The sequence below is a fragment of the Metabacillus fastidiosus NBRC 101226 genome (genome assembly GCF_001591625.1).
GTDB classification, from domain to species: domain Bacteria; phylum Bacillota; class Bacilli; order Bacillales; family Bacillaceae; genus Metabacillus; species Metabacillus fastidiosus.
In genome coordinates this window covers 1-19,585 of sequence record NZ_BCVG01000040.1, presented here as the reverse complement: position 1 = coordinate 19,585, position 19,585 = coordinate 1, and the positions used below count along the sequence as shown (strand labels likewise).

21 protein-coding genes and 1 riboswitch are annotated in these 19,585 nt (G+C 37.3%); of the genes, 5 read left to right on the top strand and 16 right to left on the bottom strand.

The window, feature by feature from the left end; translation table 11 throughout:
• Positions 1–24: 24 nt before the first annotated feature.
• Complete coding sequence (pcrA, locus tag BFA01S_RS11345; RefSeq protein ID WP_066230084.1) at positions 25–2,235, bottom strand: DNA helicase PcrA; 2,211 nt, start codon at positions 2,233–2,235, stop codon at positions 25–27.
• A gap of 71 nt (positions 2,236–2,306) precedes the next feature.
• Complete coding sequence (pcrB, locus tag BFA01S_RS11340) at positions 2,307–2,993, bottom strand: heptaprenylglyceryl phosphate synthase (protein WP_066230078.1); 687 nt, start codon at positions 2,991–2,993, stop codon at positions 2,307–2,309.
• 191 nt (positions 2,994–3,184) lie between these two features.
• Here pcrB and BFA01S_RS11335 point away from each other — a divergent pair, with 191 nt between their 5' ends.
• Positions 3,185–3,355 (top strand): Fe3+ hydroxamate ABC transporter substrate-binding protein, encoded by a 171-nt coding sequence (locus BFA01S_RS11335; RefSeq protein ID WP_066230075.1) that lies wholly within the window; start codon positions 3,185–3,187, stop codon positions 3,353–3,355.
• 58 nt (positions 3,356–3,413) lie between these two features.
• Here BFA01S_RS11335 and BFA01S_RS11330 read toward each other — a convergent pair whose 3' ends face one another.
• A complete protein-coding gene (locus BFA01S_RS11330; RefSeq protein ID WP_066230067.1) occupies positions 3,414–3,719 on the bottom strand; it encodes a YerC/YecD family TrpR-related protein in 306 nt (101 codons plus the stop codon).
• A gap of 24 nt (positions 3,720–3,743) precedes the next feature.
• Positions 3,744–4,772 carry a DUF3048 domain-containing protein gene (locus BFA01S_RS11325; protein WP_066230061.1) on the bottom strand — a complete coding sequence of 343 codons (1,029 nt, stop codon included), beginning with the start codon at positions 4,770–4,772 and terminating at the stop codon, positions 3,744–3,746.
• A gap of 263 nt (positions 4,773–5,035) precedes the next feature.
• Here BFA01S_RS11325 and BFA01S_RS11320 point away from each other — a divergent pair, with 263 nt between their 5' ends.
• Positions 5,036–5,320: a YgaP family membrane protein gene (locus tag BFA01S_RS11320; RefSeq protein WP_066230058.1), complete on the top strand. Its 285-nt coding sequence runs from the start codon at positions 5,036–5,038 to the stop codon at positions 5,318–5,320.
• Between the two features lie 46 nt (positions 5,321–5,366).
• Complete coding sequence (locus BFA01S_RS23670) at positions 5,367–5,465, top strand: EYxxD motif small membrane protein (RefSeq protein WP_326174289.1); 99 nt, start codon at positions 5,367–5,369, stop codon at positions 5,463–5,465.
• On the opposite strand, the gene purD is transcribed toward BFA01S_RS23670, so the two are convergent.
• The 12 genes from purD to BFA01S_RS11260 form a co-directional block, all read right to left on the bottom strand.
• Positions 5,433–6,713 (bottom strand): phosphoribosylamine--glycine ligase, encoded by a 1,281-nt coding sequence (purD, locus tag BFA01S_RS11315; RefSeq protein WP_066230054.1) that lies wholly within the window; start codon positions 6,711–6,713, stop codon positions 5,433–5,435. The two genes, BFA01S_RS23670 and purD, sit on opposite strands and share 33 nt — an antisense overlap.
• A gap of 91 nt (positions 6,714–6,804) precedes the next feature.
• A complete protein-coding gene (gene purH / locus BFA01S_RS11310; RefSeq protein ID WP_066230051.1) occupies positions 6,805–8,343 on the bottom strand; it encodes a bifunctional phosphoribosylaminoimidazolecarboxamide formyltransferase/IMP cyclohydrolase in 1,539 nt (512 codons plus the stop codon).
• A 16-nt stretch (positions 8,344–8,359) separates the two neighbouring features.
• The gene (gene purN, locus BFA01S_RS11305; RefSeq protein ID WP_066230048.1) at positions 8,360–8,923 is read right to left on the bottom strand and encodes a phosphoribosylglycinamide formyltransferase; all 564 of its coding nucleotides are present in this window, start codon (positions 8,921–8,923) and stop codon (positions 8,360–8,362) included.
• Entirely contained in the window at positions 8,923–9,960 is a 1,038-nt protein-coding gene (purM, locus tag BFA01S_RS11300; RefSeq protein WP_066230045.1) for a phosphoribosylformylglycinamidine cyclo-ligase, read from the bottom strand. Before purM ends, purN begins: the two co-directional genes overlap by 1 nt.
• 33 nt (positions 9,961–9,993) lie before the next feature.
• On the bottom strand, positions 9,994–11,406 hold the full coding sequence (gene purF, locus BFA01S_RS11295) for an amidophosphoribosyltransferase (RefSeq protein ID WP_066230042.1): 1,413 nt from the start codon (positions 11,404–11,406) through the stop codon (positions 9,994–9,996).
• The gene (purL, locus tag BFA01S_RS11290; protein WP_066230039.1) at positions 11,382–13,610 is read right to left on the bottom strand and encodes a phosphoribosylformylglycinamidine synthase subunit PurL; all 2,229 of its coding nucleotides are present in this window, start codon (positions 13,608–13,610) and stop codon (positions 11,382–11,384) included. Before purL ends, purF begins: the two co-directional genes overlap by 25 nt.
• A complete protein-coding gene (gene purQ / locus BFA01S_RS11285) occupies positions 13,594–14,277 on the bottom strand; it encodes a phosphoribosylformylglycinamidine synthase subunit PurQ (RefSeq protein ID WP_066230036.1) in 684 nt (227 codons plus the stop codon). Before purQ ends, purL begins: the two co-directional genes overlap by 17 nt.
• A complete protein-coding gene (gene purS / locus BFA01S_RS11280) occupies positions 14,274–14,528 on the bottom strand; it encodes a phosphoribosylformylglycinamidine synthase subunit PurS (protein WP_066230032.1) in 255 nt (84 codons plus the stop codon). Before purS ends, purQ begins: the two co-directional genes overlap by 4 nt.
• A gap of 150 nt (positions 14,529–14,678) precedes the next feature.
• Positions 14,679–15,983, bottom strand: a complete 1,305-nt coding sequence (gene purB, locus BFA01S_RS11275) for an adenylosuccinate lyase (protein ID WP_066230029.1) — start codon at positions 15,981–15,983, stop codon at positions 14,679–14,681.
• Between the two features lie 4 nt (positions 15,984–15,987).
• Positions 15,988–17,121: a 5-(carboxyamino)imidazole ribonucleotide synthase gene (purK, locus tag BFA01S_RS11270; RefSeq protein WP_066230024.1), complete on the bottom strand. Its 1,134-nt coding sequence runs from the start codon at positions 17,119–17,121 to the stop codon at positions 15,988–15,990.
• Entirely contained in the window at positions 17,114–17,602 is a 489-nt protein-coding gene (gene purE / locus BFA01S_RS11265) for a 5-(carboxyamino)imidazole ribonucleotide mutase (protein ID WP_066230021.1), read from the bottom strand. Before purE ends, purK begins: the two co-directional genes overlap by 8 nt.
• 118 nt (positions 17,603–17,720) lie before the next feature.
• Positions 17,721–17,823, bottom strand: a riboswitch (purine riboswitch).
• An 81-nt stretch (positions 17,824–17,904) separates the two neighbouring features.
• Positions 17,905–18,105: an NETI motif-containing protein gene (locus BFA01S_RS11260; protein ID WP_066230018.1), complete on the bottom strand. Its 201-nt coding sequence runs from the start codon at positions 18,103–18,105 to the stop codon at positions 17,905–17,907.
• A 180-nt stretch (positions 18,106–18,285) separates the two neighbouring features.
• Between BFA01S_RS11260 and BFA01S_RS11255 the strand changes: the two genes are divergently transcribed.
• Together BFA01S_RS11255 and BFA01S_RS11250 are read left to right on the top strand one after the other, a co-directional pair.
• On the top strand, positions 18,286–18,510 hold the full coding sequence (locus tag BFA01S_RS11255) for a YuzF family protein (RefSeq protein WP_066230015.1): 225 nt from the start codon (positions 18,286–18,288) through the stop codon (positions 18,508–18,510).
• 59 nt (positions 18,511–18,569) lie between these two features.
• On the top strand, positions 18,570–19,460 hold the full coding sequence (locus BFA01S_RS11250) for a manganese catalase family protein (RefSeq protein WP_066230012.1): 891 nt from the start codon (positions 18,570–18,572) through the stop codon (positions 19,458–19,460).
• Positions 19,461–19,585 lie beyond the last annotated feature (125 nt).

Genomic DNA, 19,585 nt, shown 5'->3' with positions numbered 1-19,585 from the left:
TTAAAGTCCAACCCTTTCTTTAATTTAAGCTTTTGTAATCGGTGCAAATTTCGCAAGAAGGCGTTTAATGCCAACAGGACTTGGAAATGCAATATCAAGTTCTGTATTTTCCCCGCTGCCTTTCACACTGACAACAGTTCCTGTTCCCCATTTCTTATGTCCAGCCTTATCACCGACAGCCCAACCAATTTCTTCTCCGCCGGTTCTCGTCGTCATTGGTCTCAATGTAGACGGACGTTTTTCAGGACGGCGTGCTGCAAACGGATTATTAGTCTGTTGTTTTTTCTCATTTATATTTTCTATTAATTCAGCAGGAATTTCAGAAATAAATCGTGATTCCGGATTCATATTCGTTCGTCCGAAAAGTGTACGCATTTGAGCATTTGTTATGAAAAGCTCTTCTTCCGCACGTGTCACTCCAACATAGGCAAGTCTTCTCTCTTCTTCCATTTCCTCTTCTTCCATAAGAGACCGGCTGTGCGGGAATACTCCTTCTTCAAGCCCGATTAAAAAGACGACAGGGAATTCCAACCCTTTTGCAGAGTGTAATGTCATTAAAACGACTGTATCATTTTTATCAGTTTCATCTTCCTCTAACTTATCGATATCCGCAACAAGTGCTAGATCAGTTAAAAACGCAACAAGGCTTTTATCTTCATTTTGTTTCTCAAAGTTTTGAGTAACAGATAAAAATTCATCAATATTTTCTAAGCGGCTCTGTGCCTCAAGCGTTTTTTCCTGCTTAAGCATTTCACGATAGCCTGTTTTTTCAATAATTTCTTCTGCAAGCTCCGTAACAGATAAATAATCTTGCATATTCGCTAAATTAGAAATTAAATTACGAAACTCGATTAATGCATTCACGACCCTGCCGCTAAGTCCCATCTGTTCAATCTCGTGTAATGCACGGAACATAGAAATATCTTGTGCCGCAGCATATGCAGCAATTTTATCGACAGATGCAGCACCTACACCACGCTTTGGTACATTAATAATTCTGGCTAAGCTAATATCATCATCAATATTTGCCACAAGTCTTAAATAAGCAAGTAAATCTTTAATTTCCTTTCTGTCATAGAACTTAATACCGCCGACAATCGTATAGTTAAGATTTGACTTTATAAGTGTTTCCTCCATTACACGCGACTGTGCATTCGTCCGGTAAAGGATTGCAATATCTGATAATTTACGCTTACCTGAATTAGTAAGTTCTCTTATTTTTCCTGCAACAAATTGGCTTTCTTCCGCTTCGCTTCCTGCTCTGTAATAAGTAATTTTTGAACCTGGATCATTTTCTGTCCATAAATTTTTCGGCTTCCGCTTCGCATTATTTTTAATAACCTCATTAGCTGCTTGCAAAATAAGCTTTGTTGAACGGTAATTCTGCTCAAGCAATATAACACTCGCATCCGGATAATCTTTTTCAAACGAAAGAATATTGGCAATATCTGCTCCGCGCCAGCGGTATATCGATTGATCTGAATCTCCAACAACACATAGGTTTTTAAAACGCTCTGCCAGCAGTTTTACAAGCATATATTGAGCCCTATTCGTGTCCTGATACTCATCCACGTGTATAAACTGAAATTTACGCTGATAAAATTCAAGCACTTCCGGTACTCGCTGAAACAGCTGAATTGTTGTCATAATGAGATCGTCGAAATCGAGACTTTGGTTTTTTCTTAGCTTTTTTTGATACTCTGTATATACTTCGCTGACCATCTGATCATAGAATCCGCCTGCTGTTTGTTCATATTGCTCAGGTGTAATAAGCTCATTTTTCGCACCGCTGATAGAGCCCAGCAAACTTCTCGGATCGAATTTTTTCGGGTCCATATTTTTTTCTTTTAAAATTGTTTTAATAACAGAAAGCTGGTCTGTCGTATCAAGAATAGAGAAATTACGATTAATTCCCATACGTTCAATATCACGACGTAAAATTCTTACACACATAGAATGGAATGTAGAAATCCAAATATCATCGGCTCCGGGTCCTAATATTTTCTCAATTCTTTCTTTCATTTCCCGACTCGCTTTATTTGTGAAAGTGATCGCTAAAATATTCCACGGTGCCACACCTTTTTCGACCATTAAATAAGCAATTCGATGTGTTAACACCCTTGTCTTACCACTTCCCGCACCTGCCATAATTAAAAGCGGGCCATCTGTTGTTTTAACTGCTTTTTGCTGCATTTCATTCAAACCTGTTAATAATTGATTCGATAAAAATTGCAAATCGCCACCACCTTTTATTCAAACATATGTTCTATTTTAACTGCAAAGCAGTGAATATGCCAGCATATTTCTTACCTTTTCACTGCCTCAATTGTCGCTAGTGCTGCTTGTATATCCTCATATACAATATTTCCTACGATAATTGTATCCGCATATGCTCCAACTTCTTCTGCCTGTTTAGCAGACTTTATTCCACCGCCATAAAAAAGCTTGGTTTCTTCCAATACTTCTTTTACAGCTTGTACAACTTCTATATCTCCATATTCTCCGCTGTACTCTAAATAGAAGACTGGCAAGTGATAAATTTTCTCTGCCACTCTCGCATATGCTTTCACATCTTCTATCGAAAGATCTGTATTTGCATCTGTCAGCTTAGCCGCTTTACAATCCTCATTTAAAATACAATATCCTTCTACGATAATTTCATCCCAATTCATAATTTCACCGTATTCTTTTACAGCTTCATGATGCAGGTCAATGAGCCATTTTGTCTTTCTGCTGTTTAATACAGTTGGAATAAAATACAGGTCAAACCCTGGAAAAAGTGTATCTAATGTAGAAACTTCCAATACACATGGAATAAGATAACGTCTTACTCTTGCCATCAAATTAAGAACATCATCTGCTGTGATATTATCACTTCCGCCTATAATAATGGCATCTGTGTTTGACTCACATAATAATTCTAAATTCTCGTCACTAATTTCTTTATTTGGATCAAGCTTAAACACATGCTTCCATTCAGTTACATCATACATGAGAATCCCCTCCACTTAACACCTTCATAAAAATACGAAAACATCCATTCTCGATTATATCAAATAACTGTGAAGGGAAAAATGGACAGGCCTTTAAATACCTTTAGAAAATCTTAGTGAAACTAATAATGAACTGAACCGTATGATTAATTAAAGAAAAGTTTCTTGCTTAATTGAAGGAGTGTGAAATCTTGTTAAAAACAATTCCAAAATGCCATAAATGCGGAAAAGAAATAGATAAAAATGAAGAAATTTATGTGAAACTGCGATATCCGAAATGGGGAGGCATGACTGAAATTAAAGCATATCTACAAAATGAAGGGAAGTTTTTCTGTGAGAAATGCATAGAAGATAAAGTCTAGTTAAGCAATAATTTGCATTCTTTTCCCATAATAAAAAGTACCGTAAAAACGGTACTTTTTATTTACTATCCTTTTCCGAATAGACACGTTCTAATGCCATTTCATATGCATCGTTACCATAATTCAAACAGCGTTTCACACGTGAAATTGTCGCTGTGCTTGCTCCTGTTTCTGTTTCAATTTTATGATAAGTTAAGCCTTCCTTTAACATTCTCGCTACTTCAAGACGCTGTGCTAAAGATTGTATTTCATTTACTGTGCATAAATCATCAAAAAACTTATAACATTCTTCCAAATCTTTTAATGATAATATAGATAAAAATAGTTGATCGAGTTCTTTGCCTCTTAGCTTATCAATTTGCATCATAAACACTCCTTCTTTAGCCAATTACAATTGGGTAGAAACATTCTCTTTTAAATTAGGAACAATATTAATCCATGTTCTTCCTGGTACTAATTTTACTTGCTCTCCATTTTGTACAGGAATAATCCTTCCATCTTCATTTACCCATTCTATTTCCTTTATCTTTCCTTTTTGAAGAAGATAAGCTTTGCCGCCTGATGTTAAATCAATTCCTCTTCTGCCATCATTATCGATATAATAATGCTTCATCTCAGCGATAAGAATATTATCAATAAATACTGTCTCGTCACTCTCTAAATCAGCTGTTATCTTATTATTACTTGAACGAGTATATCTCTCTTCATTTTCATCATACCCATATACTGCTTGTGAGAATTGCTGTTTTCCATATTTAACAAGCACTTTTTCAGCTGTTTCACCTTGAATATTATCTAATTCTTGTGAGGATAGAAAAACAAGAGGTTTTACATCATCTTCCAAATTATATTTTTTCTCGTTTGCACCTTTTACAATATTCTCATACGAAATATAAGAGTTATGAGGTGCTTTTCTCTCCTTTGATCTCCAGAAAAGAGTACCATCATAAAACAATCCATTTAAATAATCAATTCCGCCAGCTTCTAACTGTTCTTTTGCTGAAGGGCTCCATCCATGACTAATATAAATCGCATCATACCCTTTGCTTAAATCCACATAGTATTCTCTGGCACTTCTTACTGATCCGATAATTTCCGGCATTTTACTTTGGTAAATAGCCAAAAGTCGCGTAATATTTCCTTCTGCCAGCACTTCATAGATAATGTCTGCTTTATGAAGACCTGACTGCGGTCTAGCTTCTGGATGATTATTTATCATAACAGCAATCGGCCTTTTATTATTTTCTCCAATTGCTTCAAGTCCGGTTAAAGGAGATATTTCTTTGTCTTCTTCAACTTCTGCAATCTCTTCTTCTTTACCTTCTATTAATTCACTAGGTTTTGCTCCATCGTTACTGCAAGCGCTTAACAAAAATACCAATCCTAGTAAAAAAAGTGAAGATATCCATTTTTTCACATTAACACAGCCTATCTAATATAATATATCCTTTTATATTTTAACGCATTATAGTCAGAAAGAGTATCATTTTTTCCATTATAATGTTTGGGGAAGTTATTTGTAAAAGTATTGCCAAATAAATGCTTGCTATAACCTTCACTCATGTGGCTCTAAATAATAATACATACTCTAACAGCAGAACGGGGATTATATGATTAAGATGGATATGTATGCAATTCCATTTTACACACCATTATTTCCGTTATAAGGGAGGAACAAAGATGGTTAGACCGAATATCGGTATCGTTAATGCCATGATAAGAATTGCTTGCGGGCTTACTCTCCTTTCATGGTCAACAATCAAATATTGCAAAGCACCACGAAGAGATTCTTTACTTGTTATTATGTCTCTTGCCGGATTAAAAGTAGCGAGCGGAATTCTTCAATTTTGTCCAGTTACTTTTTTATCTCAAAATCAATATTGTTTTAATGATGACGATTATGATGATGATTTAATGTATGAATATGAGGAAGATGACGAGGTACCGATACCAAGCCCTTCCTAAAAAAATAAAGCCCCTTTTAAAAGGGGCTGAACTGGGGGAAATAATAATGCTCGAATATTTAATAGATGTATCTTTCGTATTAATAGCTTTGATCGGAAGCATTATTGCTGTATTATTTATTTTCGTTAAGAAGCGCCGTGTTTAACGCTTTCGTTCCGATATCACTGCGGTAAAAAGTTGCTGGATTTTCAATTTGCTTAACGACTTCATACGCATTTTTCTGTGCTTCTAAAACAGTATCACCTAATGCGGAAACGACGACAACCCGGCCGCCATCTGTCACAAATTGACCATCGACTTTTTTCGTACCTGCATGGAAAATAAATGAATCTTCCCCGCTATATTCTAAAGAACCGATTGGAGCATTCTTCTCATAATCACCAGGGTATCCTTTTGATGCAAGAACAACTCCAAGCACTGCTTTATCTGACCATGATAATTCAACATCTTTTCCATCTAAAAGATTTTTCAATAATTCAACTAAATCTGTTTCAAGTCTTGGCAGAACAACCTGTGTTTCAGGATCACCAAAACGAGCATTAAATTCAATTACTTTCGGACCTTTTTCAGTCAGAATAAGACCTGCGTATAAAATTCCAGTGAAAGCTCTTCCTTCTTTCACCAAAGCTTTAGCCGTCGGTTTTAAAATTGTTGCTACAGCTTCTTCCACGACTGCATTAGGAATTTGTGGAACTGGAGAGTAAGCACCCATACCGCCAGTATTCGGACCTTCATCATTATCGTATGCACGTTTATGGTCTTGAGCAATCACCATTGGATATACATTTTCACCATTTACAAATGCCATGAGAGAAAACTCTTCACCAGCTAAGAATTCTTCCACTACTACTGAGCTTGATGCCTCACCAAATTTCGCATCTTCCAGCATTTCTTGCAGTGCTTCTACCGCTGTCTCAACCGTTTCAGCAACAACTACACCTTTCCCTGCTGCTAATCCGTCAGCTTTAATAACAATTGGCGCACCTTGTTTCTCAACATAATTTTTTGCTTCTTCATAAGAAGTAAATGATTCGTATGCACCTGTTGGAATATCATACTTCACCATAATTTCTTTAGCGAATTTTTTACTTCCTTCAATTAATGCTGCTTCTTTCTCTGGACCAAAAACAGCAAGTCCCGCATTTTTGAAGTCATTTACAACACCATTAAGAAGCGGAACTTCCGGACCTACAATTGTCAGGTCAATCCCTTCTTCTTTTGCAAATTGAAGTAATCCTGTATTATCATTTTCACTAATTGGAACGATCGATGCTACATCAGTCATTCCGTCATTTCCTGGAGCAACAAATACTTTTTCCGCAAGTTTACTCTGAGATACTTTCCATGCTAATGTATGCTCACGTCCGCCTCGGCCTATGATTAAAATTTTCAAAATAGACACCCCTTCGTAAATAAAATATCATTACGTAGTTAAAGGCATACGGCTTTATTACCGGATGCCTTTAAGTTAACAATTTTTAAGCTTAATGTTTAAAATGACGTACCCCTGTAAATACCATTGCAATTCCATATTTATCAGCCATTTGAATAGATTCTTCGTCACGAATCGAACCACCTGGTTGAATAATTGCTGTTACCCCTGCTTTTGCTGCCGCTTCAACAGTATCTGACATCGGGAAAAACGCGTCAGAACCGAGAGCACTTCCGTTAGCTTTCTCTGAAGCTTGTTCAATCGCAATCTTCGCTGCACCAACACGATTCATTTGGCCAGCTCCAATTCCAACTGTCATTTCATCTTTTGCAAGAACAATTGCATTTGACTTCACATGTTTAACAACTTTCCATGCAAGTTTAATATCTTTCCACTCTTGTTCAGTAGGTTCTCTCTTCGTTGGAATCGTAATTGAATCTTCATCAAGTGAAAGCGTATCCTCATCTTGTACGAGAAGACCTCCGCGTACTGATTGAAGCTGTCTTTCTTCTTTAGAATTTTCATTTACATCAATCGTTAATAAACGAATGTTTTTCTTAGTACTTAGTATTTCAAATGCTTCTTTGCTGAATGAAGGAGCAATAATAATTTCTAAGAAAATTTCATGTAACTTTTCAGCAGTAGCTTTATCAACTTCTCTGTTTAAAGCAACAATTCCGCCGAAAATAGACGTAGGATCTGCTTCAAATGCACGGTTGAAAGCTTGTGCGATCGACTCTCCAACACCGACTCCGCATGGGTTCATATGTTTAACTGCAACCGCTGCCGGCTCAGTGAATTCACGAACGATTTGAAGTGCTGCATCTGCATCTTTAATATTATTATAAGAAAGCTCTTTACCATGTAATTGCTCTGCATTCGCAATTGAAGCTTTCGGTGTGAAAGGCTTTTTATAAAATGTTGCTTTTTGATGCGGATTTTCACCATAGCGAAGTGATTGCTTTTTCTCAAACGTAAATGTAACAGTTTCAGGATCTTCTTCCCCAACTTTTTTCGTTAAAAATTCTGCAATTAACGCATCATATGCCGCTGTGTGGCGGAATACTTTCGCAGCTAATTTTTGCTTAAGCTCAAGTGAAACTTCTCCAGCTTCTTTAAGCTCGTTTAACACTTTAGCATAATCTTCCGGATCAACGACAACTGTAACATCTTCGTGGTTTTTTGCTGCTGAACGAAGCATAGAAGGACCACCGATATCAATGTTCTCAATTGCATCTTGAAACTCTACATTCGGTTTTGAAATTGTTTCTTTGAATGGATATAAGTTAACAACAACGAGGTCAATCGTCTCGATATTATTTTCTTTTAACTGCTCCATATGGCTTGGATTATTTCTAACCGCTAAAAGCCCTCCATGGATATTTGGATGAAGTGTCTTTACTCTGCCGTCCATAATTTCAGGAAAACCTGTTACTTCAGAAATTCCAATAACATTAAGGCCATTTTCTTCAAGTAATTTATGTGTACCGCCAGTTGAAATAACTTCAACGCCCATTTCTACTAGTTCCTTTACAAATGGAACAAGATTTTGTTTATCGGATACACTAACTAATGCACGCTTTATTGCCAATTTCTTCACCCCAAAGTTAATTTAAAATTTTTTGAATGACAGTTGGATAAAGAACATGCTCCATTCGGTGCACTTTTTCTTCAACTGTTTCTTTCGTATCTTCATCAGTTATTTCCACTGATTTCTGGGCAATAATAGGACCTGTATCCATTCCTTCATCTACATAATGCACAGTAACGCCTGTTACTTTTACACCTGCATCTATTGCTTGTCCGATCGCATCTTTCCCTGGAAATGCAGGTAATAGAGATGGATGAATATTAATCATTTTCTTACCGTATGCTTCAAGAAGAGTAGATCCTATTAAGCGCATATAACCAGCCAGAACAACAAGGTCAATGCTATGTTTTCGTAAATGAGCCAAAATCTCCGCTTCAAATTGCTCCTTGCTGTCATAATCTTTCGGCAGAAAATGAAAAACAGGAATATTTTCATTTTCTGCACGTTTTATAACAGCGGCACCTGGCTTGTCACAGACGACTAATCCAATTTCAGCAAGAAGAGTTCCAGCCTTTATTTGATCTAAAATAGCTTGAAAATTAGAGCCATTTCCAGATGCAAATACAGCTATTTTTTTCATTAAAGGGCTCCTCCATTAAAGCTTACACCATTGCCTTCTTTTACACGGCCGATTACATATGTTTTTTCACCATGTTTTTCTAGATTCGCAACTACATCTTCAAGTATATCTTCTTTCACTGCTAATACAAAGCCGATTCCCATATTGAAAATATTAAACATTTCTTCCGTTTTTAAATTCCCTTTTTCCTGCAGGAAATCAAAAATTGGTAAAACTGGCCATGAACCATTATCGATTTCAGCACCGAGTCCTTCAGGAAGCATCCGTGGGATATTTTCAATGAAACCGCCGCCTGTAATATGTGCCATTCCATCAATGGAGAATTTCTTAACTGTATCTAAGACAGGCTTTACATAAATTCTTGTCGGCGTTAATAAAACTTCCCCTAATTTCTCTTTAAAAGGTGTATATACTTCATCTACATTTAATTGATGGTCCTCAAGTAATATTTTACGAACTAAAGAAAAACCATTACTATGAATACCGCTAGAAACTAAGCCGACTAATACATGGCCTGCTTTAATATTTTCCCCTGTAATAATTTCGTCTTTTTCAACGATTCCTACAGAGAAGCCTGCCATATCATACTCATCTACTTCATATAATCCAGGCATTTCAGCAGTTTCTCCACCAATTAGTGCACAGCCTGACTGTTCACAGCCATCCGCGATTCCCTTTACGATCAGTTCAATTTTAGCTGGCTCTGCTTTTCCCAGTGCCAAGTAGTCTAAGAAATATAACGGTTCAGCACCTTGTGCTAAAATATCATTAACACACATCGCAACCGCGTCAACTCCAACTGTATCATGAATATCAGCCATAAAAGCGAGTTTCAGCTTAGTTCCTACACCATCTGTACCAGATATTAAAACCGGCTTCTTATAATTCAGCTCACTTAAATCGAACATTCCGCCGAATCCGCCTAAACCGCCCATAACACCTTTACGCATTGTTTTTTCAACATGCTTCTTCATTCTTTCTACTGCTTCATAACCAGCTTCAATATCAACGCCTGCTTGTTTATATGCATTAGCCATTGTCTAATCCTCCCTTATCCATTCAATTGCTGTTTAAGCTTTTTCATGAGGGAGCACAGTGTCCGCATAAATTTCAGTCGGATATTGCCCCGTGAAACATGCTAAACATTGACCTCTATTTTCGCCCTCATGAGGTAGACCGACTCCTTTTAAAAGACCTTCTACACTTAAAAATTCTAAACTGTCAGCACCAATAATTTCTCTTATTTCTTCAATCGAATGATTTGATGCGATAAGTTCCTCATGTGTGGATATATCAATTCCGTAAAAACAAGGATTTTTCATCGGCGGCGAACTGATTCTAACATGTACTTCAGTTGCCCCTGCATCACGAAGCATTTTCACAATTCGTCTGCTTGTCGTTCCACGTACGATAGAGTCATCAACCATAACGACACGTTTCCCTTCAACAACACCGCGTACTGCTGAAAGCTTCATTTTTACGCCTTGCTCTCTAAGTGCTTGTGAAGGCTGAATGAATGTTCTGCCGACATATCTGTTTTTAATTAATCCCAGTTCATAAGGAATACCTGATGCTTCCGCATAACCGATTGCTGCAGAAATACTTGAATCCGGAACACCTGTTACGATATCTGCTTCAATTGGTGCTTCTTCATGCATAATTTTCCCTAGTCTTTTTCTTGCACTGTGAACGTTAACTCCGTCAATATTGCTGTCAGGACGTGAGAAATAAATATATTCCATACTGCAAATAGCACGATTTGTATTCATTGTGAAGCGCTCAGAACGAATTCCTTCATCATTAATAATTAGAAGCTCACCAGGCTCCACATCTCTTTCATACTTCGCTCCGATTACATCAAATGCACATGTTTCAGATGCAATAACGTAAGCATCTCCTAAAAGACCGATAGAAAGAGGACGTAAACCATTAGGATCCAAAGCAACTAACATTTCTGTTTCTGTCATAATTAAAAATGCATACGCACCTTTTAACATCGTTAAAGCATTTTTAATTCCATCTTTTAAATCTTGGTAACCGCTGCGGCGGATAAGATGTGCAAGCACTTCTGTATCAGATGTCGTCTGAAAAATACTTCCTTGGCTTTCTAACTGCTGCTTTAACTGATTTGCATTTACTAAGTTTCCATTATGAGCAAGTGCAAGACCGCCGTTATTTGAGCGGAAAAGAAGAGGCTGGACATTTTCATATCCGCCTCCACCAGCTGTCGCATAACGAACGTGACCGATTGCAGCTTTTCCAGTGATCTCATTTAATTTTCCGTTTGCAAAAACTTCTGAAGCAAGCCCTAAACCTTTTACACATGAAAGCTTCTCACCATCAGTCGTTACAATTCCTGCGCCTTCTTGCCCTCTATGCTGTAAACTGTGTAAACCGTAATATGCTACTTGTGCAGCTTCCGGATGTCCCCAAATTCCAAACACACCGCACTCCTCATTTAATCCCTTGATTTCAGCAAACATGGGATAGCTCCTTTCCACGCATCTTTAAGCTCTGCTACAGATGCATCGACAAGATTTTGCTTCGTTTCATTTTTTATAGTTAATTGATTTATATTTGTTACTTCACCGATTACTTGTGCATGAACAATATTCTCAAATGCTTCTTTATTTTCTTTTTTCACTGATACGATAAATCTTGTTTGTGATTCACTGAATAAAGCAGATACAGCTTCACCTGCAAGTGTTACTTCCGCTCCAAGCCCGTTAGAACCGAATAATGATTCAGCAATAGCTACAGCTGCTCCGCCTTCTGCCACATCATGTGCAGAAGCAACAGTGCCTGCTTTAATTGCTTTTAATAATTGAGCTTGTGTTTCTTTTTCTTTATTTAAGTCGATAGACGGTGATTTACCGAAAATTTTACCATGAGTTAATTTTTGTAATTCACTGCCACCAAATTCAGGTTTTGTTTCACCAATTAAATAAATAAGATCTCCAGCTTCTTTAAATACTTGCGTTGTAGCATGTGCTGTATCTTCTAATAAACCAACCATACCGATAACAGGTGTTGGATAAATAGCTGTTCCGTTCGTTTCATTGTAAAGTGATACGTTACCGCCGATAACAGGTGTATCAAGTGTACGGCAAGCATCACTGATACCGTCAGCTGATTTTTCAATTTGCCAGAAAATTTCCGGTTTTTCAGGGTTACCGAAGTTTAAGTTATCTGTTACAGCAAGCGGTGTTGCACCAGAACATACAATGTTACGTGCTGCCTCAGCAACCGCAATTTTTCCGCCTTCTTCTGGATCTAAATATAAATATTTAGAGTTACAGTCAGTCGTCATTGCTAATGCCTTTTTCGTTCCGCGAATTCTTACAACTGCTGCATCAGAACCAGGTGCAATAACAGTATTTGTACGAACCATATGGTCATATTGGTCGTAAACCCATTCTTTACTAGCAATTGTCGGCTGTTTTAAAAGCTCTAACAATGTTTCTTTATAATTATCAACCTTGATTGGTTCCACTTCCATCGCTTGGAACTCTTCATAATAAGCAGGTACTTTTGAAGGTTTATGATAAACTGGTGCATCTTCCGCTAAAGCATCTACTGGAAGTTCTGCAACAATTTCACCTTTATGGAAAAGACGAAGTAATTTATCATCTGTTACTTTTCCAACTGCCACTGCTTCAAGGTCATATTTTTCAAATAATTCAACAATTTCTTGTTCTCTTCCCTTTTCAATAACGAGAAGCATTCTTTCTTGTGATTCTGAAAGCATCATTTCATATGGAGTCATTCCAGTTTCACGCTGCGGTATTAAATCAAGATTCATTTCAATTCCAGATCCCGCTTTACTTGCCATTTCTGCAGAAGAACTCGTAAGACCTGCTGCACCCATGTCTTGAATACCAATTAATGCATCATTTTTAACAACTTCCAAGCAAGCTTCAAGAAGTAATTTTTCCATGAATGGATCCCCAACTTGAACAGCTGGACGATTTTCGTCAGAACTGTCTGTTAATTCTTCTGAAGCAAATGTAGCACCATGGATTCCGTCACGGCCTGTTTTAGCACCGACATACATTACTGTGTTTCCTACACCTTTTGCGACACCTTTTTGAATGTCTTCATGGTTAATTAAACCGACACACATTGCATTAACTAAAGGGTTTCCTTCGTAAGAGCTGTCAAATTGCACTTCTCCTCCGACAGTTGGGATACCGATACAGTTTCCGTATCCTGCGATACCTGCAACAACTTCTTCAAATAAGTATTTCACACGCGGTGATGTTAACTCACCGAAACGTAAAGAGTTTAATAGAGCGATAGGGCGTGCTCCCATAGAGAAAACGTCACGGATAATTCCGCCGACACCTGTTGCTGCTCCTTGATAAGGCTCAATTGCTGACGGATGGTTATGACTTTCAATTTTGAAAACAACAGCTTGGTTATCACCAATGTCAACGATACCTGCACCCTCACCAGGACCTTGTAATACTCTTTCACCAGTTACAGGGAATTTCTTCAAAACTGGTTTTGAGTTCTTATAACTGCAATGCTCTGACCACATAACAGAGAAAATACCGATTTCTGTGTAATTAGGTAAACGTCCAAGTATATTTTCAATCAGTGCAAACTCATCATCACTTACACCCATTTGTTGATAAATTTTTTCTGATTTAATCATTTCCACAGTTGGTTCAAGCAATAGTGACATGAGATTCCCTCCAATTTTTCACAATAGATCGAAATAATTTTAAGCCGTCAGCACTGCCTATTAATTCGTCAACAGCTCTCTCAGGATGAGGCATCATACCGAGAACATTTCCTTTTTCATTTACAATACCAGCGATATCCGCTGTACTTCCGTTCGGGTTATTATCATAAGTGAAAACAATTTGATTATTTTCTTTAAGAGTTTTTAAAGTCTCTTCATCACAATAGTAGTTTCCTTCACCATGCGCGATTGGAATAGTAATCAGTTCATCTTTGTCATAAGAAGTAGTGAAGTTTGTTTTATTATTTTCCACTTTAAGCTGTACTTGTCTGCACATGAATTTTAAATTTTCATTACGAAGCATCGCCCCAGGAAGAAGACCAGCTTCTAATAAAATTTGAAAACCGTTACAAACACCTAAAACCGGTTTCCCTTGTTCAGCAGCTTTCACAATTTCTTTCATAACATTTGAGAATCTAGCAATAGCACCAGTGCGTAAGTAGTCACCATATGAGAAACCGCCTGGTAATAAAACGCCGTCAAATCCGCTTAAATCTGTTGCGTCATGCCACACGTATTCTACTTCTTCACCGAGTTCATCTTTAATCGCATGATACATATCAACATCACAGTTAGACCCTGGAAAAACGATCACAGCAAATTTCACTTTGCGACAACCTCCTCAACTTCGTAACGGAAATCTTCAATTACTGTATTAGCTAATAACTTTTCACACATTTCACGAATAATAACATCTTGGTCACGATCAGATTTTTCAAGTGTTAATTCTAAATACTTCCCAACACGAACATCTGCAACTTCACTGTATCCCATGCTGTGAAGTGACCCTTGCACCGCACTCCCTTGTGGATCTAATACACTTTCTCTAAGAGTTACATATACTTTAACTTTTAACATTCCATTTTCCCCCTAGTTTCAATTAATATAATTTCATATCCATCTATTACTCTTTGAATCATTTCTTAAAATCAATTAATCTTTCATTTCATAAAGAACGAATAAAAACCATTTCATTACTGATCAAGAGGGGGAAAATTCCCCCAGTTCTTACTCGGGACTGTCCCCGAAAAGTTTATTGAAAATATAGTCTACATTTTTCAAGTGGTAATTATAATCAAAGCAGTCATTGATAACATCTGGTGATAATCTTGATGTAATTGCTTCTTCCGCTTCAATAAGACTGCGGAATTGAACTTGTTTTTCCCAAGCTTCCATTGCTTTTGGCTGTACAAGGTCATATGCTTCTTCCCTTGTCATTCCAGTATCAATAAGTGCCAAAAGCACACGTTGTGAGTAGATTAATCCGAGCGTACGATCCATGTTGCGCTTCATATTTTCAGGAAAAACGGTTAAGTTTTTCACGATATTTGCAAAGCGGTTTAACATATAATTAAGTGCAATTGTTGCATCGGGCAGAATAATTCGTTCGGCTGAAGAATGTGAAATATCTCTCTCATGCCATAGTGGAACATTTTCATAAGCTGTCATCATATATCCTCGGATAACCCTTGCAAGCCCACTCATATTCTCAGAACCAATCGGGTTGCGTTTATGAGGCATTGCTGATGAGCCTTTTTGACCTTTAGCAAAGAATTCTTCTACTTCACGCGTCTCACTTTTTTGTAATCCGCGAATTTCAACTGCAAATTTCTCAATAGAAGTTGCTACTAATGCTAAAGCAGCCATATAGTCTGCATGACGGTCCCGCTGAAGTGTCTGTGTTGAAATCGGTGCTGGCTGAATCCCTAAGTTCTTACATACATATTGTTCAACAAAAGGATCAATATTTGCATATGTGCCGACAGCACCTGAAATCTTTCCGAACTGCACTCCCTCTGAAGCACGTCTGAAACGCTCTAAGTTACGTTTCATTTCTTCATGCCATAAAGCAAGCTTTAATCCGAATGTCGTCGGCTCTGCATGTACACCGTGAGTACGTCCCATCATGACTGTATCTTTATGTTCCAAAGCTTTATCTTTCAGAATCTCAACAAAGTTTTCAATATCTTTCAATAAAATATCATTTGCTTGTTTCAGTAAATAAGATAAAGCTGTGTCTACAACATCTGTTGACGTTAAACCGTAATGAATCCATTTTCTTTCATCACCGAGAGTTTCAGAAACAGCTCTTGTAAATGCTATAACATCATGACGCGTTTCTGCTTCTATCTCTCTAATACGTTTAACATCAAAGCTTGCTCTCTCACGTAAGAGTCTGGCATCTTCTTTCGGAATTGCCCCTAACTCAGCCCATGCTTCACAAGCTAAAATCTCCACTTCTAACCATGCCTTAAAACGATTTTCTTCTGTCCAAATTGCGCCCATTTCCGGTCTCGTATAACGCTCGATCATATCGTTACCTCCGTCCGTTTATGTTCCAAATTGAATCGATTTCATTTAATAACTTCTCATTGGCCTCCGTTAAAAAGTTCACATGTCCAATCTTTCTTTTAGGCAGAGGCTCGCCTTTGCCATATAGGTAAAGTTTCGCCGCATTAAATAATGATAGACGTTCATCAAGAATATGAAGGTCTTCACCTAATAGATTAACCATAATTCCTTTTTGTAATAACGTTGTACGTCCTAAAGGTAAATTACAAATTGCTCTTACATGCTGTTCGAACTGATCTGTCTCACATAAGTCCATTGAATAATGCCCGGAGTTATGCGGTCTTGGTGCTAATTCATTAATATAGATATACCCATCATTTGTTAAAAACATTTCCACAGCTAAAGTACCGACGAGACCAAAGTAATTTGCAATTCTTAAAGCCTGGCGCTGAGCCTCTTCATAAACGGCTAAAGTAATTCGCGCAGGTACAATACTTTGATAAAGTATATTTTCTTTATGCACATTTTCTGCAACTGGCAATACACTTGTTTCTCCACTTACGCTGCGAGTAACGATAACTGAAATCTCTTTTTCAAATGGTACCCATTTTTCTAAAATACAAGTGCCATGGTCAAGCAACTTTTTAGCTGCTTCAACATCTTCACTCGTCTTGAGGACAACTTGACCTTTACCGTCATAACCGCCTCGGCATGTTTTTAAAACAGCTGGAATCGATAGTTCTTCAATCGCCTGTAATAACTCCTGCTCATTATGAACAATCTGATAAGGTGCTACTTCACAGCCTGCCTCACGAATTGCTGCTTTCTCTGTTTCTCTATCTTGTGTTAATAAAAGCAGCTTGCTTTTTTGCGGTAAATAAGCATTCTCTTCCAACCACTTTAATGCTTCGTAATCAATATTTTCGAATTCGTAAGTAATAACATCACTTACTTTCGCTAATTGTTTTATTGCTTCAAGGTCGTTATAAGGAGCCGTAATTTCAATATCTGCTATTTGTCCACAAGGGCAATTTGGAGTTGGATCTAATACCGCAATTTTATAACCCATATGTCTTGCTTCAATTGCCATCATTCGACCTAATTGGCCGCCCCCAATAATTCCAATTGTTGAACCTGGTAAAATAACTGAACTACTCAAGCTGATCACTGCTCTCTAATACGATTTCTTTTAATTCTTCTCTTCTAGTATGAAGCTTATCTGCTAAGTTATTATCATGAATTGATAAAATTTGAGCTGCAAGTAATCCTGCATTTGTTGCTCCAGCTTTTCCAATTGCCACTGTCGCAACAGGAACACCCCCAGGCATTTGCACAATAGATAGTAATGAATCTAATCCATTTAAAGCCTTTGACTGGACTGGAACACCAATGACCGGCAATGTTGTCTTTGCTGCAACCATCCCTGGTAAATGCGCCGCTCCGCCAGCACCTGCAATAATTACCTTTATACCTCGTTCTCTTGCTTCCTCAGCATACTGAAACATATAATCTGGAGTTCTATGTGCAGAGACAACTTTTTTCTCATAACTTACTTCAAGCTCATCTAATATGTCACAGGCATGTTTCATCGTTTCCCAGTCAGATGTACTTCCCATTATTACTCCAATTAGCGGATTCATTTTTTCCCCACCTTATTATTAAATAAAAATGCCTGGTATTGTAAAACTTTCTCTATGAATTAACAATTAACAGAGAAAATATTACATACCAGACACAGACGTTTTTATATCCGATCTTGATACGTATACTTCTCCCCATAGTCCAGTGATTTACGGTCACCGGGTAGAAACTTCTGAGCCATATTCTCAAGTATTATATGAGGCTTACTATTTAATCTCATGTTTATATTAACAATGAACCCAATATACTGTCAATGTTAAAATCGAACAATATTATTACTCTACTTATTAATGTTCGTGTTTTAGACTAATTTACCTTCAAAAACAATCTTTCTCCCATATGGAACAACCTCAATCTTTCCATTCTCGACTACTTCTTTAAAGATTGGCTCTTCTATTCGACGTACTGGAATATACCCTTCTTCTTCTATTCTCTTTAAACAATCATTAATCGTTTCATTCTCTTCAACAAAAAACTTTTGCTTTTTCGGTTTTTTTATCATTTTTCCACCCTTTTTCAATAAACTATTATCATTTTCATTTTAACTAAAGCCTATACAATATAAACAGGAATATTTTCATCATTCAGTAATAAAATTTACAGTGTCCATTAGACTAATAACCCTCTCTCTCTAATAAGCATATACTGAGCAATGGAAACTTAAATAAGGGAGTGAAACAGAATGGATGAGATTACTTGGAAAATAAGTGACCCTTATGTATTTCAGTCACTTCAAACTGTTGTAGGTAAACCAATTGTTGTTCAAACTGTGAGAGGCTCAGTAAGAGGCAGCTTGAAGAAAGTTGTTCCTGACCATATTGTTGTAGAATCAGGGGGAAATTCTTTTTATATAAGAACGGACCAGATTATCTGGGTTGTACCTAATCCAAAACTAATGCCTGAATAATATAACTGCCTTTCCAAAGAGAATTTCATATAATTATCACCTTTAAGGGAGGGGCTTCAATGATTAAACGTGTAAATAAGATAGCAATTGAACTTCCAAGACCAGAGCATGGAGATATGAATGCTGCAGCAGCTGTTCAGGAGTTAATGGGCGGCAAGTTTGGAGAAATGTCCACGTTAAATAACTATATGTTTCAGTCATTTAATTTCCGGGACAAAAAGAAATTCAAACCGTTCTATGATTTAATTGCAAGTATTACAGCGGAAGAGTTTGGTCATGTAGAGCTTGTTGCCAATGCAATAAACCTTCTATCCTTTGGCAACACATTCCCTGGAGATCCAGATATGACTCCATTACAAAACGGAAAAGACGCTAGGTATTCTCTTCACTTTACAACAACAGCACAAACAGCCTATCCCGGGGATTCAATGGGAAGACCATGGAACGGAGAATATGTGACAAACAGTGGAAATCTCGTTTCTGACTTATTACACAATTATTTATTAGAAATCGGGGCCCGTACTCATAAAATGAGAGTATATGAAATGACTGATAATCCTGTAGCAAGAACGATGATTGGATATTTATTAGTTCGGGGAGGTACTCATATTATTGCTTACGCCAAGGCTATTGAAGTAGCTACTGGCGTAAATGTAGGAAAAATGCTTCCAATCCCAAGTCTCGATAATAATAAATTTGATTACGCAAAACCATTTATGGAAAAAGGACTTTATAATGTTCTATATACATGGGGGGAACCTGAATACCGCGACATCAGCAAGATATGGAAAGGAAAGAATCCAGAGACTGGGGATGAATTACGTGTAATTGACGGTATGCCTGAAGGAGCTCCGGTGCCAGATTTCGAACCACTTCCGGAAGAATTTGCTCCTGGTATTGACCGTGATGATTACGAGCGTATATTAAAGAGACTAATGGAAAATATGTAAGTATATCTTTATCTGCAAAATAGCCCATATATCTTCTAAAAATACAAACTTTTTTGCAAAAATCCACCATACATATAGGCAAATAATCTTCATTTATGCAGATACAAATTTACACAACAAAAAGG

Bases quoted from the DNA above. Each gene is read 5' to 3' on its own strand.
- pcrB (WP_066230078.1), bottom strand. From the start codon at position 2,993: ATGTATGATGTAACTGAATGGAAGCATGTGTTTAAGCTTGATCCAAAT.
- BFA01S_RS11330 (WP_066230067.1), bottom strand. From the start codon at position 3,719: ATGCAAATTGATAAGCTAAGAGGCAAAGAACTCGATCAACTATTTTTA.
- BFA01S_RS11320 (WP_066230058.1), top strand. From the start codon at position 5,036: ATGGTTAGACCGAATATCGGTATCGTTAATGCCATGATAAGAATTGCT.
- BFA01S_RS23670 (WP_326174289.1), top strand. From the start codon at position 5,367: ATGCTCGAATATTTAATAGATGTATCTTTCGTATTAATAGCTTTGATC.
- purN (WP_066230048.1), bottom strand. From the start codon at position 8,923: ATGAAAAAAATAGCTGTATTTGCATCTGGAAATGGCTCTAATTTTCAA.
- purM (WP_066230045.1), bottom strand. From the start codon at position 9,960: ATGGCTAATGCATATAAACAAGCAGGCGTTGATATTGAAGCTGGTTAT.
- purF (WP_066230042.1), bottom strand. From the start codon at position 11,406: ATGTTTGCTGAAATCAAGGGATTAAATGAGGAGTGCGGTGTGTTTGGA.
- purL (WP_066230039.1), bottom strand. From the start codon at position 13,610: ATGTCACTATTGCTTGAACCAACTGTGGAAATGATTAAATCAGAAAAA.
- purS (WP_066230032.1), bottom strand. From the start codon at position 14,528: ATGTTAAAAGTTAAAGTATATGTAACTCTTAGAGAAAGTGTATTAGAT.
- purB (WP_066230029.1), bottom strand. From the start codon at position 15,983: ATGATCGAGCGTTATACGAGACCGGAAATGGGCGCAATTTGGACAGAA.
- purE (WP_066230021.1), bottom strand. From the start codon at position 17,602: ATGAATCCGCTAATTGGAGTAATAATGGGAAGTACATCTGACTGGGAA.
- BFA01S_RS11260 (WP_066230018.1), bottom strand. From the start codon at position 18,105: ATGATAAAAAAACCGAAAAAGCAAAAGTTTTTTGTTGAAGAGAATGAA.
- BFA01S_RS11255 (WP_066230015.1), top strand. From the start codon at position 18,286: ATGGATGAGATTACTTGGAAAATAAGTGACCCTTATGTATTTCAGTCA.
- BFA01S_RS11250 (WP_066230012.1), top strand. From the start codon at position 18,570: ATGATTAAACGTGTAAATAAGATAGCAATTGAACTTCCAAGACCAGAG.